The 22,158-nt window shown below is 67.1% G+C and carries 20 protein-coding genes and 1 pseudogene; 13 read left to right on the forward strand and 8 right to left on the reverse strand.

Annotation, left to right across the window (positions count from 1 at the left end; all coding sequences use genetic code 11):
• The first annotated feature begins 25 nt into the window (after positions 1-25).
• The gene (locus A3CU_RS0121770; RefSeq protein ID WP_052371965.1) at positions 26-814 is read left to right on the forward strand and encodes a sugar phosphate isomerase/epimerase family protein; all 789 of its coding nucleotides are present in this window, start codon (positions 26-28) and stop codon (positions 812-814) included.
• 56 nt (positions 815-870) lie between these two features.
• Here the strand turns inward: A3CU_RS0121770 and A3CU_RS0121775 are convergent, their stop codons facing one another.
• The gene (locus tag A3CU_RS0121775; RefSeq protein WP_027944090.1) at positions 871-1,626 is read right to left on the reverse strand and encodes an SDR family oxidoreductase; all 756 of its coding nucleotides are present in this window, start codon (positions 1,624-1,626) and stop codon (positions 871-873) included.
• 369 nt (positions 1,627-1,995) lie between these two features.
• Here A3CU_RS0121775 and A3CU_RS45985 point away from each other — a divergent pair, with 369 nt between their 5' ends.
• From A3CU_RS45985 to A3CU_RS54605, 3 genes and pseudogenes are all read left to right on the forward strand, one after another.
• Positions 1,996-3,030 carry a hypothetical protein gene (locus A3CU_RS45985; RefSeq protein ID WP_052371966.1) on the forward strand — a complete coding sequence of 345 codons (1,035 nt, stop codon included), beginning with the start codon at positions 1,996-1,998 and terminating at the stop codon, positions 3,028-3,030.
• 168 nt (positions 3,031-3,198) lie between these two features.
• A pseudogene (locus tag A3CU_RS54600) lies at positions 3,199-3,315 on the forward strand (MbtH family protein); the annotation flags it as partial.
• 19 nt (positions 3,316-3,334) lie between these two features.
• A complete protein-coding gene (locus tag A3CU_RS54605; protein WP_027944091.1) occupies positions 3,335-3,670 on the forward strand; it encodes a hypothetical protein in 336 nt (111 codons plus the stop codon).
• Between the two features lie 67 nt (positions 3,671-3,737).
• Here A3CU_RS54605 and A3CU_RS0121790 read toward each other — a convergent pair whose 3' ends face one another.
• On the reverse strand, positions 3,738-4,778 hold the full coding sequence (locus A3CU_RS0121790; protein WP_156960482.1) for an apolipoprotein L family protein: 1,041 nt from the start codon (positions 4,776-4,778) through the stop codon (positions 3,738-3,740).
• Entirely contained in the window at positions 4,685-5,023 is a 339-nt protein-coding gene (locus A3CU_RS0121795; protein ID WP_027944093.1) for a hypothetical protein, read from the reverse strand. Before A3CU_RS0121795 ends, A3CU_RS0121790 begins: the two co-directional genes overlap by 94 nt.
• A gap of 264 nt (positions 5,024-5,287) precedes the next feature.
• On the opposite strand from A3CU_RS0121795, the gene A3CU_RS0121800 reads away from it, so the two are divergent.
• From A3CU_RS0121800 to A3CU_RS0121820, 5 genes are all read left to right on the forward strand, one after another.
• Entirely contained in the window at positions 5,288-5,791 is a 504-nt protein-coding gene (locus tag A3CU_RS0121800) for a hypothetical protein (protein ID WP_052371982.1), read from the forward strand.
• A complete protein-coding gene (locus A3CU_RS0121805) occupies positions 5,761-7,170 on the forward strand; it encodes a hypothetical protein (RefSeq protein ID WP_027944095.1) in 1,410 nt (469 codons plus the stop codon). The genes A3CU_RS0121800 and A3CU_RS0121805 overlap by 31 nt, the downstream gene beginning before the upstream one ends.
• Positions 7,167-8,561, forward strand: a complete 1,395-nt coding sequence (locus A3CU_RS0121810) for a VWA domain-containing protein (RefSeq protein WP_027944096.1) — start codon at positions 7,167-7,169, stop codon at positions 8,559-8,561. Before A3CU_RS0121805 ends, A3CU_RS0121810 begins: the two co-directional genes overlap by 4 nt.
• A 101-nt stretch (positions 8,562-8,662) precedes the next feature.
• Positions 8,663-9,775, forward strand: a complete 1,113-nt coding sequence (locus A3CU_RS0121815; protein WP_027944097.1) for an ATP-binding protein — start codon at positions 8,663-8,665, stop codon at positions 9,773-9,775.
• Positions 9,772-12,552, forward strand: a complete 2,781-nt coding sequence (locus A3CU_RS0121820; protein WP_027944098.1) for a DUF5682 family protein — start codon at positions 9,772-9,774, stop codon at positions 12,550-12,552. Before A3CU_RS0121815 ends, A3CU_RS0121820 begins: the two co-directional genes overlap by 4 nt.
• A 67-nt stretch (positions 12,553-12,619) precedes the next feature.
• Here the strand turns inward: A3CU_RS0121820 and A3CU_RS0121825 are convergent, their stop codons facing one another.
• Both A3CU_RS0121825 and A3CU_RS0121830 read right to left on the reverse strand, forming a co-directional pair.
• Positions 12,620-12,880 (reverse strand): CDGSH iron-sulfur domain-containing protein, encoded by a 261-nt coding sequence (locus tag A3CU_RS0121825; protein WP_245617249.1) that lies wholly within the window; start codon positions 12,878-12,880, stop codon positions 12,620-12,622.
• Positions 12,877-13,083: a heavy-metal-associated domain-containing protein gene (locus A3CU_RS0121830; protein ID WP_027944100.1), complete on the reverse strand. Its 207-nt coding sequence runs from the start codon at positions 13,081-13,083 to the stop codon at positions 12,877-12,879. Before A3CU_RS0121830 ends, A3CU_RS0121825 begins: the two co-directional genes overlap by 4 nt.
• Positions 13,084-13,448: 365 nt before the next feature.
• Between A3CU_RS0121830 and fmdA the strand changes: the two genes are divergently transcribed.
• Entirely contained in the window at positions 13,449-14,690 is a 1,242-nt protein-coding gene (gene fmdA / locus A3CU_RS0121835) for a formamidase (RefSeq protein WP_027944101.1), read from the forward strand.
• 7 nt (positions 14,691-14,697) lie between these two features.
• On the opposite strand, the gene A3CU_RS0121840 is transcribed toward fmdA, so the two are convergent.
• Both A3CU_RS0121840 and A3CU_RS45990 read right to left on the reverse strand, forming a co-directional pair.
• Complete coding sequence (locus tag A3CU_RS0121840) at positions 14,698-15,795, reverse strand: LLM class flavin-dependent oxidoreductase (protein WP_027944102.1); 1,098 nt, start codon at positions 15,793-15,795, stop codon at positions 14,698-14,700.
• Positions 15,792-16,913, reverse strand: coding sequence for an LLM class flavin-dependent oxidoreductase (locus A3CU_RS45990; protein WP_169739671.1), 1,122 nt, complete (start codon positions 16,911-16,913; stop codon positions 15,792-15,794). Before A3CU_RS45990 ends, A3CU_RS0121840 begins: the two co-directional genes overlap by 4 nt.
• Positions 16,914-17,217: 304 nt before the next feature.
• Between A3CU_RS45990 and A3CU_RS49940 the strand changes: the two genes are divergently transcribed.
• The gene (locus A3CU_RS49940) at positions 17,218-18,717 is read left to right on the forward strand and encodes an arsenate reductase/protein-tyrosine-phosphatase family protein (RefSeq protein ID WP_052371969.1); all 1,500 of its coding nucleotides are present in this window, start codon (positions 17,218-17,220) and stop codon (positions 18,715-18,717) included.
• Here A3CU_RS49940 and A3CU_RS0121860 read toward each other — a convergent pair.
• Positions 18,714-19,397, reverse strand: coding sequence for a nitroreductase (locus tag A3CU_RS0121860; protein WP_084143567.1), 684 nt, complete (start codon positions 19,395-19,397; stop codon positions 18,714-18,716). The two genes, A3CU_RS49940 and A3CU_RS0121860, sit on opposite strands and share 4 nt — an antisense overlap.
• A 17-nt stretch (positions 19,398-19,414) precedes the next feature.
• On the opposite strand from A3CU_RS0121860, the gene A3CU_RS0121865 reads away from it, so the two are divergent.
• On the forward strand, positions 19,415-20,947 hold the full coding sequence (locus A3CU_RS0121865; protein ID WP_084143569.1) for a type I 3-dehydroquinate dehydratase: 1,533 nt from the start codon (positions 19,415-19,417) through the stop codon (positions 20,945-20,947).
• Positions 20,944-22,143, forward strand: coding sequence for an acyl-CoA dehydrogenase family protein (locus tag A3CU_RS0121870; protein WP_211246484.1), 1,200 nt, complete (start codon positions 20,944-20,946; stop codon positions 22,141-22,143). The genes A3CU_RS0121865 and A3CU_RS0121870 overlap by 4 nt, the downstream gene beginning before the upstream one ends.
• The last annotated feature ends 15 nt before the right edge of the window (positions 22,144-22,158 follow it).

A 22,158-nucleotide genomic window follows, 5' to 3' on the forward strand; every position in this document is an offset into this window, starting at 1 on the left:
GATTGCTCGCTGGAAGGACGTCCCCGTGCAGGCGACCAGCGTGAATCCGATGGCGGCGCTCGCCATGCCGTTGCCGGACGAATTCACGATGTATCAACGGATCGGTGCGACAAGCATCGGCCTGTACTATCCCAAGGGCAGTCAGCTCGGCTGGACCGCGGTCATCGCGCTGGCCGCCGACCGCGGGCTTCGGGTCGAGTACCTGTGCCTCGGTATTATGTCCACAGTAGACAGTGAGGCCTATCGAGCCGATGTGGACGGATTGATCGATGCGGTACGTGCGGCGGCCGACCTCGGTGCCCACACCGTGTACTGCACCAGCGGACGCTCCGGTCGACTGCCGTGGCGCGTCGCCGCCCAGTATGCGGCGAACTTGCTCGGCCCGGTGGCACAACGGGCGAACGAGCTCGGGGTCACGCTCGCGCTGGAGAACACCATGTCGATCCGGTCGGACCTCGGCTTCACCCACAGCCTGCGGGATACCGCCGAGCTGGCGCGACTCGCCGGCGCGGGACTGTGCGTCGACCTCTACTGCTGCTGGCAGGAAGCCGACCTCGTCGAGACCCTGCGCGCGAACCTCGATCTCGTTCGCCTCGTGCAGGTCAGCGACTTCAAGGTCGGTACGATGACGATGCCCAATCGCTGGCCGCCGGGCGACGGCGACATTCCGCTCGACCGGCTGCTCGCCGAGGTGCGGGAGCTCGGCTACCGAGGACTGATCGACCTGGAGCTACTCGGCCCGGCGATCGACGCCGAAGGCCCGGAAGCGGCGTTGCGGCGGGGCCTGCGCTGGCTTGCCGAACACCAAGGCTGAGCGGGCAGGCCGGTCCTACTGGTGTTGGTGAAGTGACGTTGACCTAGGACGGCTCGCTATCCGGACCGTCGTGGACGGTTTCGAGCGAGCCAGTCGGGGTAGTGGGTGGGGGCGATGCGGGCGCCGTTCGGGGCGGTGAGGACGTCTCCGTGGGCGGCGGCGAACATGCCCGCGGTGTCATCGGTGACGACAGTGCGCCCGTCACTTCTGGCGGTCACGGTAAGCCGGCCGAGTTCGTCGAGGGGGTAGACGTCGGGACCTGCGATGTTGAGGACGCCGTTCAGCGGGCTGCCTGCGGCGACTTCGGCGACAACGCTGGAGACATCCGCGGCGGCGATCGGCTGGATCGGCGTGCGTGGCAGGCGGACCGTGTCGCCCTCGGTGGTCATGCCCAGGGTCGCGTCCATGAACTCCATGAACTGCGTGGCGCGGACGATGGAATACGGGATCGGCCCGGCCTTGAGGATGTTTTCCTGAAGCACCTTCGCACGGTAGTAGTCCAGTCCGGGCACCTGGTCCACGCCGACGATCGAGAGGATGACGAAGTGTCCGACCCCGCCCTTCGCACTCGCGGCAAGCAGGTTGTCCATCGAAGTCTGGAAGAAGGCGAGCGAGGCGTCGTCGAAGGTCGGAGAGTTCGTCAGGTTGATGACGACGTCGACGCCCGTCACGGCCGCCTCCAGGCCCTGGCCGGTGACGATGTCCACGCCCGTGGACAGGGAGTGCGGTACGGCTTGGTGCCCGGCCGCCTTCAGGTTCTCCACGACCCGTGACCCGATCAACCCGGTTCCGCCGATGACTGCGAACTTCATGGCATACACCTTCCTTCGACAACCGGTGTCCGACAGACCGCCTGTGCGGCTCTGCTTGCCAGGTGCTGACCCCTCGACGAACGTGACCGTCTCGTTGAGCGGTATCCGGCCCGTACGGGCGTGCCCCTGCGTGACGTCCTCAAACCCGGTCGACCGGCCACAGAAGAGGATGACCCTGTCCGGGTGAGTTTCCGAGCCACCGGGTCACGGCATCGTCTATTGAGCGGGCTCTGCCACTTGGGTGGCTGATCGTTGATTCTGCTCATGTCCATGGATTCTGTGGGTAAGTAGCGGTAAAGATCGGGATCGGGTCATCGCCGACGGCAGCGTGCCGTCGGCCATCAGATGTCAGCAGGGAGACCAAATCCGATGAAACCAGAACAGATCAGGATCATCGACCGGGCCACCGCAATTCACTGTCTGGCGGAGATCGACCCGGTGGAGGTGGTCGAGTCGGCAGTACGCGCCCACACCGAAGGCGCGTCGGATTTGCCCGCCGAAGGATACATGGAGTGGAAGAACCGCTCCGGTGCATATACGCGCTCGGTGGCGATGCTCGGATCGATCCGGTGCGGACAGGACTCGGCCTATGGCATGAAGCTGATCAACGCGTCGGTGACTAATCCCGCGCTCGGCATCGAGCGGGCCGGCGGCTTCACCGTTCTGTTCGACCCCGAGACCGCGCGGCCGGTCACCCTCATCGAGGCCGGCCATGTCAGCGCGTTGCGCACCTCCGCGTACACGATGTCGACCCTGCGCACCCTCGGCCCGCCGGCCTTCGACGCGGTATCCATCGTCGGGTGCGGCACCATCGCGGCGATGCATGTGCGCCAACTGCGGCGATATTTCCCGTCAGTGCAGGAAGTCCACGTCTTCGACATCGACCCAGCCCGGACGTCGGCCTTCGCGCGGAACGTCACGGCGGAGTTCGCTGACCTGACGGTCGTCGAGCACGACGATGTGCGATCGTGCGTGGGCGCCAGCCGGGTTGTCATCACCCTGACGGTGTCATCAGAGCCCTACATCGAGCCGGACTGGCTCCGCCAAGGCACATTCGCCGCACACGTCTCGCTCGACGACCTTCTGCCGTCGACGTTCACTGCGGCCGAGGCGCTCTACGTCGATGATGTCGACCTTGTCCGGGACAACCCTCGCCGGGTCCTCGGAGCGGTGATGCAAGCGGGCGACGTCGTCGCGGACGCCGATGAGGCCGCCGCGGGCGGACGTGCGCTGGCGAGGGTCTACGGAGACGTGCTGCTTGGCCGCGGCGCGGCGATTCGTCCCGGCAGCGGCTTCGTGGTCAGCAATCCATTCGGGATGGCCATTCTGGATGTGGCTCTTTGTCAGGAGATCTCGGTGCGGGCGCAGGCAACGAACCTCGGAGTAGTGGTCGATCTTCTCTGAGCCCGGTTCGTTGACAATTTGTCGACAGCACATTGACAAATTGTCGACCCGGCCCTTGATACGTTTGCCCGGACGGACGGAAATTGTCCGCCGAAATCTTTTCGGGGTACCGCCATGGCGCCGTGAATGCGGCCCTTCCGGGCCGCCTGCCAACTTCCGGAGGACCACATGAGTAACCCGTTCGAGGATGATCGGACCACCTACCGCGTGCTGGTGAACCACGAGAACCAGCAGGCGCTGTGGCCTGAGTTCGTCGACACCCCGGCCGGCTGGACAGCGGCATTCGGCCCGGAATCTGGGCGTCGTGCACAACCAGCTCGACCGCCAGCTCGAGGCCGCCGACTTTCACCGGCGTGCGCTGGCCATCAATGCGGAACTGGGCAACAGGTACGTCGAGACGTCCTGCATGGTGAACCCGGGACTGACGTACACCAACCTCCGGCAGTTGGACCTTGCGGGGAACTATCTGCGGAAAGCCGTCGAACTGAGCAGGCAAATCGGTAGCCGGGAGGAAGAGGCGCGAAGCCGCTGCCTGCTTGCCGACTGCCTGCGGCTGAGCGGTGAGCTGGCCGAGGCCAACGGGCTGCCCGTGGATGCCGGAATACGACAGCGACTGGCAGACCCGGCTTCGTCCGCCTGAACCCGCAGTGACCCGTGCGCCGGTCCATTGCAGGAGGCGTGCGCGGCTGTGGTTTCCTCGACGGCCGTTAGACCGGATTCAGCCGTTGACCGATGTCGCTGGGCCAGTCCACACCGGGGACCAGGGGGTCCTTCGAGATCGGCTTGGGATTGGGCGGCGGGGAATCCGGCTCGAACGAGCCGGGATCGAACGGCTGGCCGGGCTGGGCGAACGTCGGCACATTATGCTGCACGTCCGCGGTCTTCGAGTTCGTTTTCTTGCCCAGTTCGACCAGCGTGTCGTTGACCTGCTTGATGCGGGCGTTCGTGTTGTCCTTGAGGTGGTCCAGGGCCGTCAGGATGCTCTGCGCGGTCTCCAAATCCGACGAGGTCGACACGTTGATCGTGGCGACCAGGCTGGAGGCGCCGCCAACAAGCCCGGCCAGACCGACCAGGACCAGGCTGTCACCGGCGGTCAGCGGGGCGAGCACCGCCGAGGCGGTCGTCAGCACGACCGAAATCGCCTGCTGATCGACGTTCTGGAAGGCGGAGAGCCCGGCCTGCAGAATGGAGATCAGGTCGTGATGACATTCACTGACGATGTTTCCGTACAGATCGTACAGTGTGGCGAGGTCACCCAGCGCGTCCTGCGCCACGCGATAGGCCGTGTCGGTCTGGTTCAAATAAGTTTTGAACGCCGTCGCACTGCTGCCCTGCCAGTGCTGCATGTTCTGGGTCGCCGCGCCGAATCCCTGGGGCTCGTCCTCGAAAAGTGTTTCCCGGGTGGCCGACAGGACATTCTTGGTGTCGGTGACCGCGTCGGCGTCTCCGGCGGAGAGGTTCTCCGCGCGCGGCCGGATCGACTTGACGGCATCCTGTGCCGCCTGCGCGTCGAGTGACTGTTGTATGGCGGGAACATCGGGAATCATGGGCAAGATCCAGAACAGCGCTTCTCTGGCCGCTTTGCGTTGCGTGACGTGCCACGCCGACATCTCGTCCTCGATCTGGGAGACCAGATCCATTGCTTGCTGGCAGCTCATAGCGCCATTCCGATCTTCTTGAGCTTTGCCGAATTGTTTTCGTCGGCGTCCTGGTACCGGCGGTGGATTTCGCGTAACGCCTTCGCGCATTCCTCAAGGCTGGACGACAGCGCGTCCAGCAGGTTTTCCAGATCGGCACGCGTCTCGGCGAAGGTGGTCGCCACATCGAGATACAACGTGCTGTTCGCGGTCTCGTCGAAGATCGCGGCGTCGTGCTGCGCGTTCGTCTTCAGGGTGGTCTCGGCATCCGAGCAGGTCTTCTCGATGTAGGGAATGTTGGTGTTTGCCAGGGTGTTGAGTTCGTCGAGGTCGACGTCGAAACGGCCGGCGGTCATGGGGCCACCATGCTCCGGACCGCTCCAAGGCCGCTCTAAACCCGGTACAACCAAAGGCAACGGCCCGGACGGCAGGCGCCCGGACTCAGTCGTCGTCCGCAGCGTCCGTGGCTTCGCCTCGGGCGGCTCTGGCAGTGGCCATGGCTTCTTCATCCCACGGGCCGTTACCTGCGGGAACAGGAATTGTCAGTGGTCGCCAGTACGTTCTGTCGCATCCCCGCCACCACCGGCGCGGCGACCGAATCGCGGCAAGGAGAAGGCGCATTGTCAGACTGGGAGAGGTCGAGTACGGCACGGGTGTTGCCACCCGCTCGTCCGCGCAAACTCGCCAAGGTGCCGTTCGTCGAGCTGGCCGACGGACGCCTGCAGGGTGTGGTGTCCAGCGGCTCGGACATCGGGCGGGTCTACGTCTCCTCGGTCGCGGCCGGCACCTACACCTTCGCCTGCAGCACCAACAACAACCGGCCGTGCGGCGGTGCGCGGGGCATGTTCTGCAACCACATCCTGGCCCTGGTCAACGAAGCGGTGCTGCAGTACGGAGCCGAGCGGGTGTCCCGCTACCTGCGGGTCGATACCACGGACGGCGAGCAGAGCGCTCAGGCCATCGCCACGGCCATGAGCAGTGCGCGTCCGCAGCAGGGGGACACCAGCGCCGCCGCGCCCGTCTTCAGCCAGTTCCTGCGTCAGCTCGCCTATCTCGAGCTCGCCCCCACCACCGCACCATTGCCGGAGATGCAGTGGTTCCCGCCGACCCGGGCGGTGGTGTGATGCGGGCGGACCTGCTTGTCGACACCATCGCAGATCTCGACGAGGCCATGGTGGCCGTCGACGCGGTCGACCGGGCCCTGGCCACCGGGCTCCTGCGGCCACCACTCGCCGATCTGGCCGAGTTGGCCGACGCCGTGGCGGGCACTCCGCTTTCCGCCAGGGTCGCCGAGGCGGCCGAGAAGGCGGTGGCCGGTGCCGCGGCTGAGGACCACTTCGTCGCCATCGCCGCCGGGCGCACGGCACTGCTCGGTTCGGTCCACGACGCGCTGATGACCCGGGTCGAGGAGGCGACCGGCCGGTCCACCGGTGAGGAGATCACCCCAGTGCCAACCGGGGGAGCGGCGCCGAACCTGCTCGACGCCGCCCGCTCGTGGCTGTCCGACCTGGCGCGCGCGGGGTGGCGTGGCCTGGACCACGACCTGGTCTCGGGTGCGGCGCCAGTCGTCTCCGCGATGCTGCCGGACCCGGCCCTGCGGCGGCTCGCCGCGCTGCTCGACGGCTTCGCGGCCGAGCTCGCCGCGTCCTGTCCCGGTTCGGCGCTGGACCGCGTTCCGGCGCGCCGCTGGGGCGACCTGTGGTCGCGTGCGATCCTGCTGACGCTGCCGGGGGTGGCCGGTGTACCGCCGGCCGGCACGGCCACCGGCCGTGTCCTTCCCCTCGGCATCGACCTGCACGAGCACGCCACCGCCGCGCAGGCTCAGGTCCACGCGGTGTTCGAGCCCGAGGACGGCACCGCATCCCGTCTCGTGCGGGCCAGCGTGTCGGTGTCCAAACCGGACACCGTCCTCGGTGCGGGCATCTGGCAGCTGCTCCGCTCGCACATGTCGCTTCTCCACGCCGTCAGCGAGGGCCGTTCGATGGAGGTGGCCGACATGCCGATCACCGCCGAGGGCGACCTGATCTGGGACGACGAGCATGCGCGGCCGAGCGAGCCCGCCGACGCGTTCGCCACCGCACGCGTGGCCCTGCCGACCGCGACCATGCCGGCGACCGCGCCGGTGGACCGGCACCCGGCACGCATCGCCGTGCCCGTGTTCCTGGAGGGCTATGCCGCGGAGAAGGATGACGACGCACTGGCCTTCACCATCGCCGGGCACCGCTTGGCCGTCGACATCGATCGCGTCCCGAGTGCCGGGCCGCTCACACCCGAGGCGGTCGCGGCGTCCACCGCGTGTATCGGACTGCTGCGGTGGGATGCCGGCACGTTCAGCGTCCAGCCGCTCGCGGTCGAGACCACCGTGCGGAAGAAGACCGTCACGGTCCAGGCCGGGGCGTGGGCGGGCGGCACGACCGACAAGGCGGGCGTCAAGGCCGAGAAGGCTGCCACCGGCGCCACCGCGGCGTTGCGTGAGCGCGCCGGGAGGTTGTTGCGGAAATGACCGAACCGAACCATGTGGTGCGCTCCCACGACAACCGTCGCCAGGTCCTGTACTGGCGGCTTCTCGCACGGCTCTTCGATCACGAGGAGCAGACGTCGCTGGAGTCGGCGAGTCTCGCCGTCGTCGAGGACATCGGCCTGCCGACGGCGTTGCTGGACCCACGGGCCGGTGTCGACTCGGTCGTGCAGCGCCACCCCGAACTGGCCGCCGAGTTCGACGGCCTGATGGTCCCGGCGCCGGACGGCGACGGCGAACGTAACCGCGCTGCCGAGGTACGGCGTGCGGCGCTGGTGTCGAAGCTGCTGCTCAACGTCTTCGCGTCACGCTCCGGCACGGTCACCGCGGAGCAGTTGTCCCGCTGGCAGTCCGACGCGGGGTGGCTGGAGCGGGCGCTCGGCTGCGAGCCGGGGGAGCTGCGCGGTGGCCGTCCCGGGGGCCGTGGTGTCAGCGCGACCGATACTCGAGGCGGCGCACCGGCACCGGATCTCAGCCAGTTGATTCCGGAGATCGGCCCAGAACTCGGTGCCATCGAAGCGGACCTCGTCAAGCGGATGCACCTGCGCGAGGTGCTCGCCGACCCGCAGTTGGCCGCGCGCCTGTCCCCGAGCATGTCCCTGATCGAGCAGTTGTTGCGCGACAAGAACAACCTCTCCGGGGTGGCGCTGGCCAACGCCAAGGCCCTGATCCGCCGCTTCGTCGACGACGTCGCCGAGGTGCTGCGGACCCAGGTGGAGAAGGCCGGCGTCGGTGCGCTGGACCGGTCGGTCCCGCCCAAGCGGGTGTACCGCAACCTCGACCTCGACCGCACCATCTGGAAGAACCTCACCAACTGGAGCGCCGACGAGGAACGGCTGTACGTCGACCGCCTCTACTATCGCCACACCGCTCGTAAGACCACGCCGCAACGGCTGATCACGGTCGTCGACCAGTCGGGCTCCATGGTCGACTCGATGGTCAACTGCACCATCCTGGCGTCGATCTTCGCCGGTCTGCCCAAAGTGGACGTCCACCTCATCGCCTACGACACCCAGGCTCTCGACCTCACACCGTGGGTGCACGATCCCTTCCAGACGTTGCTGCGGACCAACCTCGGCGGCGGCACCGACGGCACGGTCGCGATGGCGCTGACCCAGCCGAAGATCGCCGAGCCGCGCAACACCGTGGTGGTGTGGATCTCGGACTTCTACGAGTCGCGGTCCGCGCCGCTGTTCGATGCCATGGCCGCCATCCACCGCTCGGGGGCGAAGTTCATCCCGGTCGGCTCGGTGACCAGTGCCGGCCGCGGCAGCGTCAACCCGTGGTTCCGGGAGCGCTTCAAGGACCTCGGCACGCCGGTGATCTCCGGTCACATCCGCAAGCTCGTTCACGAACTCAAGAACTTCCTTACTTAGATGGAGGGTTGATTCAAAACGTGAGATGGGAACGCTTGGTGACACAGCAAGTCACGGCCTGGCTACCCGAACACGTTCCGAATAACACTGAAAGGGTTTTCATGTCCGACCTGTTGCGCGCCCCCGCCGAGCTCAAGTACGCCGACGAGCTGGACTGGCTGGAGTCGATCGACGACAACCCCAAGCCGTTCGCCTGGCGCCTGTCCCCGAAGATGGTGCGCCTGTTCGTCCTCGGCGCCGAGCGCGCGGACGGCCTCGACCGCGAGATCTCCCAGAAGTGGTTCGGCGACCGCAGTTTCGTCGAGCGGGCCATCGTCACGCTCGCCTCCGACCGCGGCCTGTTGCTGATCGGCGACCCGGGCACCGGCAAGAGCTGGCTGGCCGAGCTGCTGGCCGCCGCGATCAGCCGCAACTCGACCCTCGTCGTGCAGGGCACGGCCGGGACCACCGAGGACCACATCAAGTACTCGTGGAACGTGTCCATGGTCATCGCCAAGGGCCAGTCGCGGGAGTCGATGATCCCTTCGCCGATCATGACCGCGATGGAGACCGGTTCGATCGGCCGGTTCGAGGAACTCACCCGCTCCACCAGCGATGTGCAGGACGCGCTGATCTCGATCCTGTCGGAGAAGTACATCTCGGTCCCGGAACTGGACAGCGACAACATCGTCTTCGCCAAGCCCGGGTTCTCCATCATCGCCACCGCCAACAGCCGCGACCGGGGCGTCAACGACCTGTCCTCCGCGCTGAAGCGCCGCTTCAACTTCGTCCGCATCCCGGTGGTGACGAACAAGAAGAGCGAGACGGAGATCGTGCGCTTCCGCACCGAGGAGTTGCTGCGCCGTCACCAGATCGAGCTGGACGTGCCACCGACGCTGCTCGACGTACTGCTGCGGAGCTTCGCCGACCTGCGTGCGTCCGCGGCCGCGGCCGGGAGCGACGACGAGAAGCTGGAGTCCGCGTTGTCCACCGCCGAGCAGATCGGTGTGCTCGAGGACGCGATCCTGCACAGCAACTTCTTCGGCGAGCGCGCGCTCACCGGCCGCACCCTCGCCTCCTCGTTCGTCGGCTCGCTGGCCCGCCGGGAACCGGAGGACCTGGCCATCCTCAACAAGTACCTGCACGGCGTCGTCGAGCCGCGCAGCAAGGACGAGGGTGGGGCCTGGCCGGACTTCCTGGAGGGCGGTCGCGACGCGATCGCCACCCTGTCGTGAGTGACGAGGGCGCTTTCGAAGCGCTGCGCACCCAGTTGCGTGCGGCCGCGACCACGTTCGCCGGCGGCGCCGACGCGTTGGAGGGCATCCTCCTCGGCATCGTCGACGACGTGGACCGGGCGGTAGGTGAACCACTCGAGATCTTCCCGGTCTGCCACCATTCGCCGGCATCGGCCGTCGCGATGGCGCGGCGGCTGCGGCAGAAACAGCCGAAGGTGGTCTATCTGGAGCTGTGCGAGGACATGGCGCCGCTGCTGACCGAACTGCGCAACTGCAGGCTCCCGGTGGCGGTGCAGGCGTTCGCGAGCGATGTCGAGGGTTTCCCGGCCGAGTGGTCGCCGCTGTCCGTGGTGGCGCCGATCACCGAGGCATCGGCCGAGTACCAGGCGATCGCCTACGCACTGGACACACCCGGGGTCGAGCTCGTCCTGGTCGACCGCTCCGCCGACCATGTCTTCCAGTGGCAGACCCCCGCCACGCCATCGGTCGAGGAGGACGCGCCGCCGCCGGAGGAGGAAGCCACGCTGCACGGCGATGCGGTCGGTGTGGAGATCGGTGACCTGCGGCCGCGCTTCGCCGAACTGGAGGAGCACCTGCTGCGCCACGGCCGGGTGCGGCACTGGTCGGAGTGGTGGCACCAGTACGTGGAGGTGCCGCTGGGCGACGGCGACCACGACACGTACCGGCAGGTCATGTTTCTCATCGGCAGCCTGTTCCGCCGCCTCGCACCCGGAGATCCGCACCGGGTGCGCGTGGATGAGGATCGTGAACGTCACATGTGGACGAGGATGCGCGAACACCTCGCCGCGACCGGCGCCGATCCAAAGGATTGCCTGTACATCTGCGGCGCGTTCCACGCCGCGAGCCGGGTCGAGGAGTTCGGCCTCCACGGCACCGGCGACTTCGAGATCGGCCCGCCCAGCGCGAGCAAGTGGCAGTACGGCCTGATCCCGTCCAGCCATGCGGCGATCGAGGCGCAGTTCGGTCTGGCCGCCGGCTCGGTGTCGATCGCCGCGGCCGAGTGGGCGAAGAACGTCAAACGCACGCGTGTGCGGCCGTTCCGGCTCGTGGGTCAAGCCGGCGGCTCGAAACGGAAGAAGCCGGCGACGCTCGCGGTCCCCGAGCCGGCGAGCACCCCATCGGATCGCCTGACGGGCTTTCTGCAGCGCCCGCCGGCCCTCGACCGGGTGGACGAGGCCGAACTGCTCGGCTGGTCGGTGGAGATCGTGCGGGCCGCCCGCCGCAACGGCTACCTGGCATCCACCGCCGACTCGATCGCCGTGTTCGAGACCTCGATCCTGCTGGCGGGCATGCGGGACCGGGCCAAGCCCACGCCGTACGACTTCCAGGACGCGGCGATCACGTGCATCGAGAAGGACGTCGTGCCCGGCCGGCGCGACGTGCGCCGCCTGGTGGAGATCATGCTCGGCGGCGACCGGATCGGCCAGGTCGGCTACGACGCGCTGCCCCCGCTGGCACGCGACGTGCACGACCGTCTGGCACCCTTGAACCTCAGGCTCGACCAACGCGGTGTGCGGAGGGCGTTGCTGGACATCGCGTCACAGCCGGAGCTCGAGCAATGCTCCGACGTGTTGTGGATGTTGCGCTACCTGATGCCGCCCGGCGCCGCGCGGCCGATCATGGGGGAGCGGAGACTGGGGGAGCGGCCGATCCAGGAGTCGTGGGACCTGGCGCTGGGCACCCACCAACGGGCACTCATCGAACTCGGCTACGAGGGCGTCAGCATCGAGCAGGTTCTGGAACAACGGCTCCGCCGCGCGGCGTACAGTCCACAGGCGACGGCCGCGAAGGTTCTGGAGGCCGTCGAGGATGCGACGCTGTACCTGCGCAGCCATCGCCTGGCCGGCGAGCTGGGCGCCCGGGCCCTGGCGGTACTGGAAACCGAGCGCACGGTCGATGGTGCACCGGAAGTACTGCGAAGGGTGCGTCGGCTGCTGGCGTACTACCGAACGAACGAGGCGGCGCTGCCGCAGTGGATCGAGTCGTTCGTCAAGACCGGTTATGCGCACTACTGCACTCTGCTGCCAACGGCGTTCACGGACGAAGACGCGAACGTCAACCAGGTCGCCGCGATGCTGGGGTTCCTGTTCAGCATGGAGAGTCTGGCACTGTCACTGGGTTGCGACCGGACCCAGCTGGAGCTGGCGGTCGCGCAGTCGCATCCGGAGGAGCCGTCGAAGGTGGCAGTGCTGTGGGCGGCCCAGGTGCAGCTGGGGAACCTGTCCCGCACCGAACTGAGAACTCGGTGCGACCAGCTGCTCGACAACCCGTTGGCGGTACCGTCCTATCCGCGCTACCTGAACGGTTTCATGCACGCACTGGGGCCGGTGCCAGGACTGGCCGACTTCGTCGTGGCCGCGGTGTCGAATGCGTTCGGCCGGCTGCCGGACGCGGTCTTGCTGCCGTGGTTGCCGCGACTGATCACCACCCTGGGATCCGGTGGCGGCGAATTGGCCCCACTGCTCATCCGCGAGGCCGGCCGGCTCTTCCCGGGCCGGCTCGCGGCGCTGGATGAGTGGGTGCCACCTTGGCAGGCCCAGCCGGCCCCGGCAGCCAAACTCGAGACGCGACGCCGGGCCGGTGCACGCGGCGCCACGCTGCTGACGACCCATCCCGCGACGTGCAACGCAGTGGCGAACCTGCTGGGCTGCGACGAACCGTGGGAGACCGCCCGGCCCGCCGTATCGGGCGCGGCGCTGACCGGGCGCTATCCGGACACGGCGGCAGCGCTGGAGGCTTTACTGGCCAGCTCATGACCCGATTGTGAACTGATACGCGCGAAAGGCCGGTGGCGGGCGAACCCGCCACCGGCCGTCCTGTTTGCTACTCCGTCACTTTCGTGGTGGCCCGCTCCTTTGCGACGAAACCTTGTCGTGCGTGCGAGCCATCGCAGAGCGGCTTCTTCTCCGAGAATCCGCAACGACACAACAGGCGGGTTCGGCCGGGACCGAGCTCGTAGACGTTGTTCTCGTGGTCGACGATCTTGACGGGCCCCTTCACCTGGTACGGCCCGTTGTCCACGGTCTTGATCACCACCGCCGGTTCGGCCGGAGCCGAGCTGTCCATCGAGGCGCTTCCCGTCAACTCACAACCTCGTATCCGGCTTCGCTGACCGCCTTGCGGATCACCTCCGGGTCGACCGGGGACTCGCTGACGACCGTGAGCTCACCGTTGCTGATGTCCACGTCGACATCGGTGACGCCCGCGACACCTGTGACCGCGGTCGTCACCTTGTTCATGCAACCGGAGCATGTCATCCCCTTGACGGTGAAGGTGCTCTCGCTCATGGGATCTCCCTTTCGACTGACAACCACCCTACCCCTGTAGGGTATCAAAGATCTTAATCGACCGGTGCCCGGACTACAAACCCGGGCAAGCGTGGCGCTGCCGTCGCAGTCGCGTCACGGCAGGGACCGGGCCTTCGAAATCGTGAGCGGGCTCAGGTGTGTCCTCTGTGCTGTGTCGAGAAAAGCCACGTGCCGGTGACGGCCGGAACCATCGGTTTGAACCGCGAGGGGCTGGGAAGTCCTAGATGTCGGCGGTCACTGGCGACGGCCAGGTCCTCTGTCCACCTACTCCTACCGCTGCCAGGTACGCGCGGCCCCCTGCCCTTGACCACACGCCGACGAACCGTTCGAGACGAGGAGGCACCATGCCCGAGGTGAAGTTCAGCGTCGACCAGTCACGCAAGTTCGCCGAGCAGGATGTGCTCGGCCACAACCGCTGGCACCCGGACGTGCCGCCGGCGGTGACGGTGCGCCCAGGCGAGGAGTTCCGCGTCGAGTGCCGCGAGTGGTTCGACGGCACGATCCACAATGACGACTCGGCCAACGACGTGCGAGACGCGGACCTGTCCATTGTGCACCAGTTGTCCGGTCCCATCGCGGTGGACGGCGCCGAACCCGGCGACCTGCTGATCGTGGACGTGCTGGAACTCGGCCCGGTACCGCAGGAGAAGGGTCCGGTCGCGGGCCAGGGCTGGGGATACACCGGTGTGTTCGCGCGAGAAAACGGTGGTGGATTCCTCACCGACCACTTCCCGGACGCCTACAAGGCGATCTGGGACTTCCATGGCCAGGTCGCGACATCCCGGCACCTGCCCGGGGTCTCGTTCACCGGCATCGCGCACCCCGGACTCATCGGCACCGCACCGTCACACGACCTGCTGGCGCGCTGGAACCGCCGCGAAGGTGACCTGATCGCGACGAACCCCTCCGCGGTGCCGCCACTCGCCCTGCCCCCGCTGGCGCAGAGCGCGCTGATGGGTTCGCTGACCGGCGCCGACGCCGAGCGTGCGGCGAGCGAGGGAGCACGCACCGCCCCGCCCCGGGAGAACGGCGGCAACCAGGACATCAAGAACCTGTCCCGGGGGTCGCGGGTGTTCTTCCCGGTGTTCGTGTCCGGTGGCAACCTGTCGATGGGAGACCTGCACTTCAGCCAGGGCGATGGGGAGATCACCTTTTGCGGCGCCATCGAGATGGGCGGTTTCCTCGACCTCCACGTCGACGTGATCAAGGGCGGGATGGAGACCTTCGGCATCGAGGCCCCGATTTTCATGCCCGGCCGGGTCAACCCGCAGTACACCGAATTCATCACCTTCGCCGGGCTGTCGGTGACCGAGTCCGGCGAGCAGCACTACCTCGACTCCACGCTCGCGTACCGCCGGGCCTGCCTGCACGCGATTGATTACCTCACCAAGTTCGGGTACACCCGTGAGCAGGCTTATCTGATCCTCGGCGCGGCGCCGATCGAGGGCCGGTTTTCCGGGGTGGTGGATATTCCCAACGCCTGCGCCACGCTCTACATCCCCACCGCGATCTTCGATTTCGACGTCCGCCCCTCCGCCGGTACTCCGCAGCGCGTCGACCGCGGTCAGTGCGCGGTGAGCAGCTGACTTCTCGTCACGTCAACAGACTTCCGGCCTGTTCGCGCTCGCGCACCCTGGGCAGGACCTCTTCACCGAAGAAGGTCATCTGCTCGAAATCGGGATGACCCATGAAGAGGAACCGGGTGACACCGATGGCCCGGTACTCGAAGAGTGCGTCCACGATTTCCGGTGCCGAGCCGACCAGGGCGATGCCGGGCGGCCCCAGGTAGGGAACCGCGCCGGTCCAAAGATAGGGGGTGGGCCAGGCGGACTCGCGATCGGCAAGGTCGTAGGTAGTCGTGTAGCCGACCGAGTCGGATTGCTTGCGCAGCACATTGTGCGTCGCACGCGCTTTCTGCCCTGCGGAGGCCACGATCGCGTGTGCCGCTTCGACCGCCTCGGCGTGGGTCGGCTTGCAGACCAGCGTCACGAGCAGTCCGGCCTCGGTTCCGCTCTCCAAGACCGCCCGGACCTTCGGCTCCATGCGTTTCGGTGTGTCGGGAAGGGTCAGTAGACAGTCAGCGTGTCGGATTGCCAGGGCGTGCGCTTGATCGGAGCTGCCGCCGAGATAGATCTCGGGCCGGCTCCGTTCGTCCGACACGAACGGAGTGTTGAGCTTCGCACCCTCGATCCGGTAGTACTGTCCCGCGAAATCCACCGGGCCATCGCCCCGCCACAGCGCGTGACAGATCCTCCAGAACTCGTCAGTGCGTTCATAACGCTCGTCGTGGGAAACGAAGTCACCGTAGTAGCGCAGTTCGTCCGGCGCGCGCCCGGCCACGATGTTGATGCACACCCGTCCCCGGGTGAGCGCCGACAGCGTGTTGATCTGCTGGACGAAATAGGTCGGCGAGACGATGCCGGAGCGCACCGCGACCAGGAACTTGATCTTCTCAGTGTGTGCGCCGAGCACCGCCGAATAGGTGATCGGATCGGGCCTGGTGAAGCCGAAGGCCATGAGCAGTGAGTCAATGCCACTGGCTTCGGCCCGGCGACAGAACTCGACATGCTCGTCCGGATTGGGCAGGCCGCTCATCGTGGACAAGGGGCTTGATCGGCGAAGGCGGTCGCCGACCGAGGACAGACTCCACATGAAGCGCATCGGACGGTCCAGCGCTGATGTCTTCGTCATCGTTTTTCACCGATCGAATCGACGGCGGCCGCCGGCTCCTGCTCTTCCCGCTGCCTGATCTTCGGCAGGATGTTGGCGCCGAAGAACTCCAGGGTCGGCAGGTCCGGTCGCGCCTGGAACATGAACTGGGTGACGCCGATCCGCCGATATTCGAAGATCGATTCGACGATCTCGCCGGGATCGCCGATCAGCGAAATCGCCATCGGGCCCATGTAGGGGACGAGTCCCGTCCACAGATATGGCGTGAGCCAGCTCGAGCGCTCCTCGGCCAGCTGATAGATCGCGTTGAAGCCGACCGACTCCGAGGTCTTCGAACGCCATTCGGCGACCGCTGCCTTGCCGCGCTCGCCGGCGTTCTGGGCCAGCATGCGCCCGGCATCGAGGGCGTCGTCGTGGGTGGGCCCGGCGATCAGGTTGCTGATGATCCCGACCTCGATGCCGGCGGCCAGCGCGGGTTCGATCTTGGGTTTGAGCTGTTCCGGCGGTTCGACGACGCGCAGCAGGCAGTCCGCGTGTTTGATCGCGAGTTGCCTGGCCTGGTCGGAGCTTCCGCCGATATAGATATACGGCCGGTCCCGGTCCGGTGAGACGAACGGCTGGTTGATCCTGGCGCCTTCGACGTGGATGAACTTTCCCTCGAAGTTGACCGGGAACTCGCGCCGCCACAGGGCATGGCAGATGGTCCAGAACTCGTCGGTGCGCTGGTAACGCTCGTCGTGGGTGGAAAAGTCGCCGTAGTAGCGGAGTTCGTCCGAACCCTGACCCGACACCACGTTTATCTCGATCCGGCCGTTGGTGAACGCGGACACCGCGTTGACCTGCTGGACGAAGTGCGTCGGTGAGATGACCGCCGGGCGAGACGCGGGCATGAGGTTGATCCGCTTGGTGGCCAGGCCGAACACGGTGGCCAGCACCGTCGGATCGGCACGCTGGAAACCGATGGGCAACAGCACGGAATCCAGGCCCAGCTCGTCGGCCCGCACACAGAAGTCGCGCTGCCGGTCCAGGTCGGCGAACTGGTTGATCTCATTTCTGAACCTGGCGCCCCTGCGCTGATCGGCGACACCGGACGATGGCAGACTCCAGTGAAAACGCATCCGCCGGGCGTTGACTGGCATCATCTCACTCCGGAATGTCTTCGGTGCCGGCACGCCACGAAGATCCTTTCCATCCGACCGTAGATTCGGTCCTCCATGGTGGCCATGACGCGTTTTTCCTAGGGGAGGCAAGATCCCCTAGGTAGGTGTGATTATCCGCGAACCTGCGGTAAATTCTTCGCGACCATATGAACCCATGGCCCACCCGAATTGGGTGGGTTCCGTTATCGTCGCCGACAACTACAGGGCATTCGCGCGTGCGTGGTTGGGTGAGCACGTGACGCGCTTTTCTATGTCCTGACGCCGCTGCCGGCTAGGAGAACTCATGACGCGGGCACGTCAGGCCGGGTTCGGCATGCTCGGACTCGGCATCGGCTATTTCATCTGGTACACCCCGTACAGCGGCCTGGCGAAGGCCATGTCGGATGGCCTGCTGCCGATGCTGAGCAGCCCTGTCCGAGGACTGGTCCTCCTTCCGGCCTCGGCGCTGGGAACCCTGGCGGCGATGCCGCTGACGCTGGCCATCCTACGTTGGTGGCATTACGCCCGGCGTTGTCGCATCGGCCGGGTGAGCCTGCCCTTCCCGGGGCGGGAGACCGCGATATCGGCGTTCTGGATGGCGTTGATCATTGGCACCACAACGCTCAACTTCACCTTTCCCGGCGTATCGATCGCGCTGGGACTCATTCTGATGCGCGTCGGGACGTTGGTCATCACTCCCGTCGTCGATCTGCTGCGCTACCGGAAGATTCATTGGTACTCGACCGTCGCGCTGGGGCTGTGTGTGCTGTCGGGAGTGGTCGCGTTGGCCGACGTGCACAACTACGTACTCACCATCGGCGCGGTGGCCAGCGTGCTCACCTACGTGATCGCCTACTTCGGCCGGTTCTTCGTCATGAGCCGGCATGCCAAGCGCGGCACCATCGCGACCGACCGGCGCTTCTTCGTCGAGGAGCACATGACGACGCCGGTTTTGCTCGTCGCGATCCTCGGCGTGGCCGCGCTGGCCGGCGTCGGTCCGCTCCGGGAGGGTTTCACCACGTTCCTCGGCACTTCCGCGGCCGTGCCGGCGTTCTTGATCGGAGTGTGCTACGAGGGCCTGTTCGTGTTCACTTCGCTGATCTTCCTGGACCGGCGTGAGTACTCCTTCGGTGTGCCGGTGCACGTGTGCTCGAGTCTGCTCGCCGGTGTGGCCGCGTCGTTCCTGCTCGGCATGTTGTTCGGGGCGCCGTCGCCGAGCGTGGCCCAGTTCGTCGCTTCCGGGCTCGTGATCCTGGCGGCCCTGATGCTGAGCTACCCCACGATTCTGGCGAGGTTCGCCGCTCCCGTGGATCCGCGGCGGGCGGCGAGCCAACCGCTGCTGCTGTTCGTCTGCGGTGGCAACGCCATCCGCTCACCCATGGCGGCAGCCATTGCCAGAGCCGAACTCGCCACGGTCGCCGGCGATGGTGACTGGCTGGTGGGCAGCGCGGGAGTTGCGGTGGAACAGCCCGGTGGCGGAATCGCGCCGATGGCGGCAAAGGCCCTGCGCGAACTGGACATTCCGGTGCCCCGGCACGAGACTCGCAAGCTGACCGCGGCGCTGTGCCTGGAAAGCGAAGCCGTGTTCTGCATGACGGCCGCGCACCGGAAGAAGATCGTCGCACTGGCACCGGAACTGAGCACGCGGGTCCACTGCCTTGACCGCGACGGCGACATCGCCGAGCCGGCAGCAGGTGTCTACACGTCCTATGTAGACTGTGCGCGACGTCTCCAGGTACTGGTGCGGCAACGTCTCGATGAGATCAATCCTCAGTACGGGTCGGCCGTGGCAGGCGGTGCCTAATCGTGCCACTGCACGTAGTCCGCCAACTCCGCGCGGCCCGGCTGGAACCGGTTCACCGGCATCGACTCGTCCGGGTAGCCGACCGCGAGTCCGCACACGACCAGGCGATCCGGCCCGAGCCCCAGCTCCGCACGGATCGCGTCCGGGTAGCCGGCCACGCTGAACTGTGGGCAGCTGCCAAGGCCGCAGGCGATCAGGGACAGCATGACGTTCTGGACGAAAAAGCCCATCTCGAGGAACTGACCCGGCCTGGCGTCGACGGGCAGGTGAAAGATCATCTCAACGGGAGCGCCATAGAACCCGAGATTGTCCCGCAAGTGGGCGCGGCGCGCGGCCCGGTCGTTCCCGTTGTACCCCTTGGCGAGCAGCACGCCGACGTTGGCCTCGCGGGCTCGGGCCTCGGCGGTCTCGTCCGAACGAGACGATCGGTACTCGTAGTCCGCTTGCTGGGCGACACCGCGGTCGAACTGCGCACACAGCCGGCGCGCGAGTGCATCCTTGCGCTGCCCGGTTACCACGGCAACCTGCCACGGTTGCGCGTTGCGGGTCGACGGGGCACACGCCGACGCCCGCAGAACGTTCGCCAGGAGATCGCGTGGTACCGATTTGCTCAGAAAAGCTCGCTTGCAGTGTCGTTTGTCAAGAACAGAGCTGAACATCGTCCACGGAGAGGTGTCCATGACAATGGATTGTCATCATGACCAATAATTTGTCCAGTCCCCGACCGGCGTGGAATGGCGCGGCAGAACGGACCTGTGCGATCGTGGCGACGTTGACCACGACCATGTGGAAAGGACGTGACGACCTACGCGCATTGCGGGGAAAGGCGACCGCGCTGGAGGTCCGCGCGGACCTCGCCGGCAGTCCTGACCTGGACGTGCTCCGCGGCCTTTTCGACGGCGAACTCGTCTACTGCCTGCGCAGCGCGGAGTACGGCGGGGCGTTCGCCGGCGATGCCGCCGAGCGGCGGCGCCACCTCCTCGCCGCCGCGCGGTCATATGATGTCGTCGAACTGGAGGTCGATAGGGATCTCTCGCCAGACCTGCTGGCCGCGATCCCGCCACAGCGCAGACGGATCTGCTGGTACGGCAGGGGGCTCGATTCAGCCGGGCTGCGCGCGGTCTTCGCTCGCATGGTGAGCACGCCCGCGTGCCTGTACGTGCTGGCGCCCGAGGCGGAGACGGTCGAGCAGGCCATGGCTCCACTGCGGTTGCTCGCCGGGCTCGACCGGTCCGATGTCACGGCCTTCGCCACCGGGAACCTGGGCGCGTGCAGCCGGGTGCTCGCGCCGTGGTTCGGCGCCCCGGTCGTCTTCGGGGGACTCGGCGAGGACGGTGCCGGCGGCGTACCGTCCGTACCGCATCTGCTCAACGCCTATCCGTTCCCGGTTCTGCCGCCCCTTGAGCAGGTGTACGGCATCGTGAGCCGGCCTATGCGGGAGTCCGACTCACCACGCCTGCACAACGACGCCTACCGGGTCCTCGGCCTCCCGGCGCTTTATGTGCCGTTGCCCGCCAACGAGTTCTCCGGCTCGTGGGCGGCGATGTGCGCCGGGTTCGAACAGCTCGGTCTCAGGTTCGGCGGGGCCACCGTGGCCGCGCCGTTCAAGGAGGAGGCCTTGCGGCTGGCCGACGCCGCGAGCGCGGAGGCCGTCCATACCGGGGCGGCCAACCTCGTGGTTCGTGAGGGCGGTGGCTGGCGGGCGTACACCACCGACCCGGACGGCGTTGTCGGTGCCCTGCAACGCGCCGGGGTGAACCTGGCGGGTCGCGCGGCGGCGGTGGTCGGTTGCGGTGGGGCCGGGCGCGGCGCGGCGGCCGGCTTGCTGCGGGCGGGCGCCGTACCCACGATCGTGAACCGCGGGCGCGAACGCGGCCGGTACGCGGCGCACCTACTCGGCGTCGACTACCTGCCGCTCGCCCGGTTCGCGCCGGAGAAGTACTCGCTCATCGTGCACGCCACGCCTGTCCGCGGGATGCCGCCGTTCGCCGTTGACCGGATCGCCGACGGCGCCGTGGTCGTCGACTTCGTCTACGGTCCGGAGGAGACAGAGTTGGCCGCCGCCGTGCGCGCACGGCACGGGGTTTTCGTCGACGGCCGGCGAGTTCTCGAGGTCGAGGTCGACCGGCAGTTTCAGCTGTTGACCGGCAGATCACGGCCCGGACCGAGCGAATCACACGGCGAATTCGGCTTTCCGGTGGTACCAGCGCAGAGGGAGTTTTTGAGGTGACCATTCCGATCGATCAGCACGTCAACCATCCCGAACTACTCGAGCGACTCTCGACGCTGGCCGAAACCTTTGCCCAGCGTGCCGACGGCTACGACCGTACGGCTTCCTTCCCGGTAGAGGACTTCGACGACCTGTTCTCCGCGGGTCTGCACGCACCTGCCGTGCCGCGTTCCCACGGCGGCCTGGGACTCGGGCCGATGCACGGCGACACGCATACGCTGTGGCTGATGACCAAGCGCCTCGCCGCGGCGGACCTGTCCCTGGCCCGATGCTGGGAGGGGCACGTGAACTCGCTCGTGCTCATCGACGCGCTCGGATCCGAGTCACAGAAGTCACGATGGTTCGACGGAGTGGTGCGCCACGGCGAAAAGTGGGTGGCGTGGAGTGGCGAGCCGCGTGCGCCAAAGCCCGGCGAGCCCAAGCGCTTCGGCACGACCGTGCAGCGGGAGGGGGACGGCTGGATCGTCGACGGCACCAAGATATTCGCGACCAGCGCCACCGGCGCCGACTGGGCGATCCTGCTGGTCGACACCGCGGGACCCGGCGGAGCCAGGAACAGTGCCTCCGGCGCCGGATCCGGCGTGCTGATGCTGGCCTGCGAGCTGGCCGACCCCTCGGTGTCGATCGACTCCTCGTGGTGGGATCCGATCGGCATGCGGGCGACGGTCAGCCACCTGGTCCGCTTCGACCACACCTTCATCCCGGACACTCAGCGCATCGGCGAGGCCGGGGACTACCTGCGCCAATCCTGGCAGACGGCGTTCATCCCGCAATACGCGGCGAGCTTCCTCGGCGCGGCGGAGGCGGCCTACGCCTACGCCCTCGAGTACGTCACGCATCAGCACAAGAGCGACGATCCCTATGTACAGCAACGAGTGGGCGCGATGGCCGTCGCCGTGGAAACCGGTCAACTGTGGTTGAAACACGTCGCGGACCTTTGGGACTCCGGGCGCGTGGCGGAAGCCCGCGCGGCCGGCTCGCGGGCGCGCCACCTGGTGGAGCATCTCGCCCTGGACACCTTGGACCACTGCGTACGCGCCTGCGGCGCCCGCTGCCTGGTCAAGCCGAGCCCGATCGAGCGGATTCAGCGGGACCTGCTGTTCTACGTGCGGCACGACAATGACGACCACATTCTGGCGACCATCGGCCGGGCCGTGCTCGGCGAACCCCACGATTCCTCGTTCTACAAGCCGTAGCCGCCTGTCCCGGGG

Origin of the sequence: Amycolatopsis taiwanensis DSM 45107, assembly GCF_000519205.1 — a bacterium.
GTDB classification, from domain to species: domain Bacteria; phylum Actinomycetota; class Actinomycetes; order Mycobacteriales; family Pseudonocardiaceae; genus Amycolatopsis_E; species Amycolatopsis_E taiwanensis.

Bases quoted from the DNA above. Each gene is read 5' to 3' on its own strand.
- A3CU_RS0121775 (WP_027944090.1), bottom strand. From the start codon at position 1,626: ATGAAGTTCGCAGTCATCGGCGGAACCGGGTTGATCGGGTCACGGGTC.
- A3CU_RS45985 (WP_052371966.1), top strand. From the start codon at position 1,996: ATGAAACCAGAACAGATCAGGATCATCGACCGGGCCACCGCAATTCAC.
- A3CU_RS0121790 (WP_156960482.1), bottom strand. From the start codon at position 4,778: ATGCGCGAAGGCGTTACGCGAAATCCACCGCCGGTACCAGGACGCCGA.
- A3CU_RS0121795 (WP_027944093.1), bottom strand. From the start codon at position 5,023: ATGACCGCCGGCCGTTTCGACGTCGACCTCGACGAACTCAACACCCTG.
- A3CU_RS0121810 (WP_027944096.1), top strand. From the start codon at position 7,167: ATGACCGAACCGAACCATGTGGTGCGCTCCCACGACAACCGTCGCCAG.
- A3CU_RS0121815 (WP_027944097.1), top strand. From the start codon at position 8,663: ATGTCCGACCTGTTGCGCGCCCCCGCCGAGCTCAAGTACGCCGACGAG.
- A3CU_RS0121830 (WP_027944100.1), bottom strand. From the start codon at position 13,083: ATGAGCGAGAGCACCTTCACCGTCAAGGGGATGACATGCTCCGGTTGC.
- fmdA (WP_027944101.1), top strand. From the start codon at position 13,449: ATGCCCGAGGTGAAGTTCAGCGTCGACCAGTCACGCAAGTTCGCCGAG.
- A3CU_RS0121840 (WP_027944102.1), bottom strand. From the start codon at position 15,795: ATGACGAAGACATCAGCGCTGGACCGTCCGATGCGCTTCATGTGGAGT.
- A3CU_RS45990 (WP_169739671.1), bottom strand. From the start codon at position 16,913: ATGCCAGTCAACGCCCGGCGGATGCGTTTTCACTGGAGTCTGCCATCG.
- A3CU_RS49940 (WP_052371969.1), top strand. From the start codon at position 17,218: ATGACGCGGGCACGTCAGGCCGGGTTCGGCATGCTCGGACTCGGCATC.
- A3CU_RS0121860 (WP_084143567.1), bottom strand. From the start codon at position 19,397: ATGGACACCTCTCCGTGGACGATGTTCAGCTCTGTTCTTGACAAACGA.
- A3CU_RS0121865 (WP_084143569.1), top strand. From the start codon at position 19,415: ATGACCAATAATTTGTCCAGTCCCCGACCGGCGTGGAATGGCGCGGCA.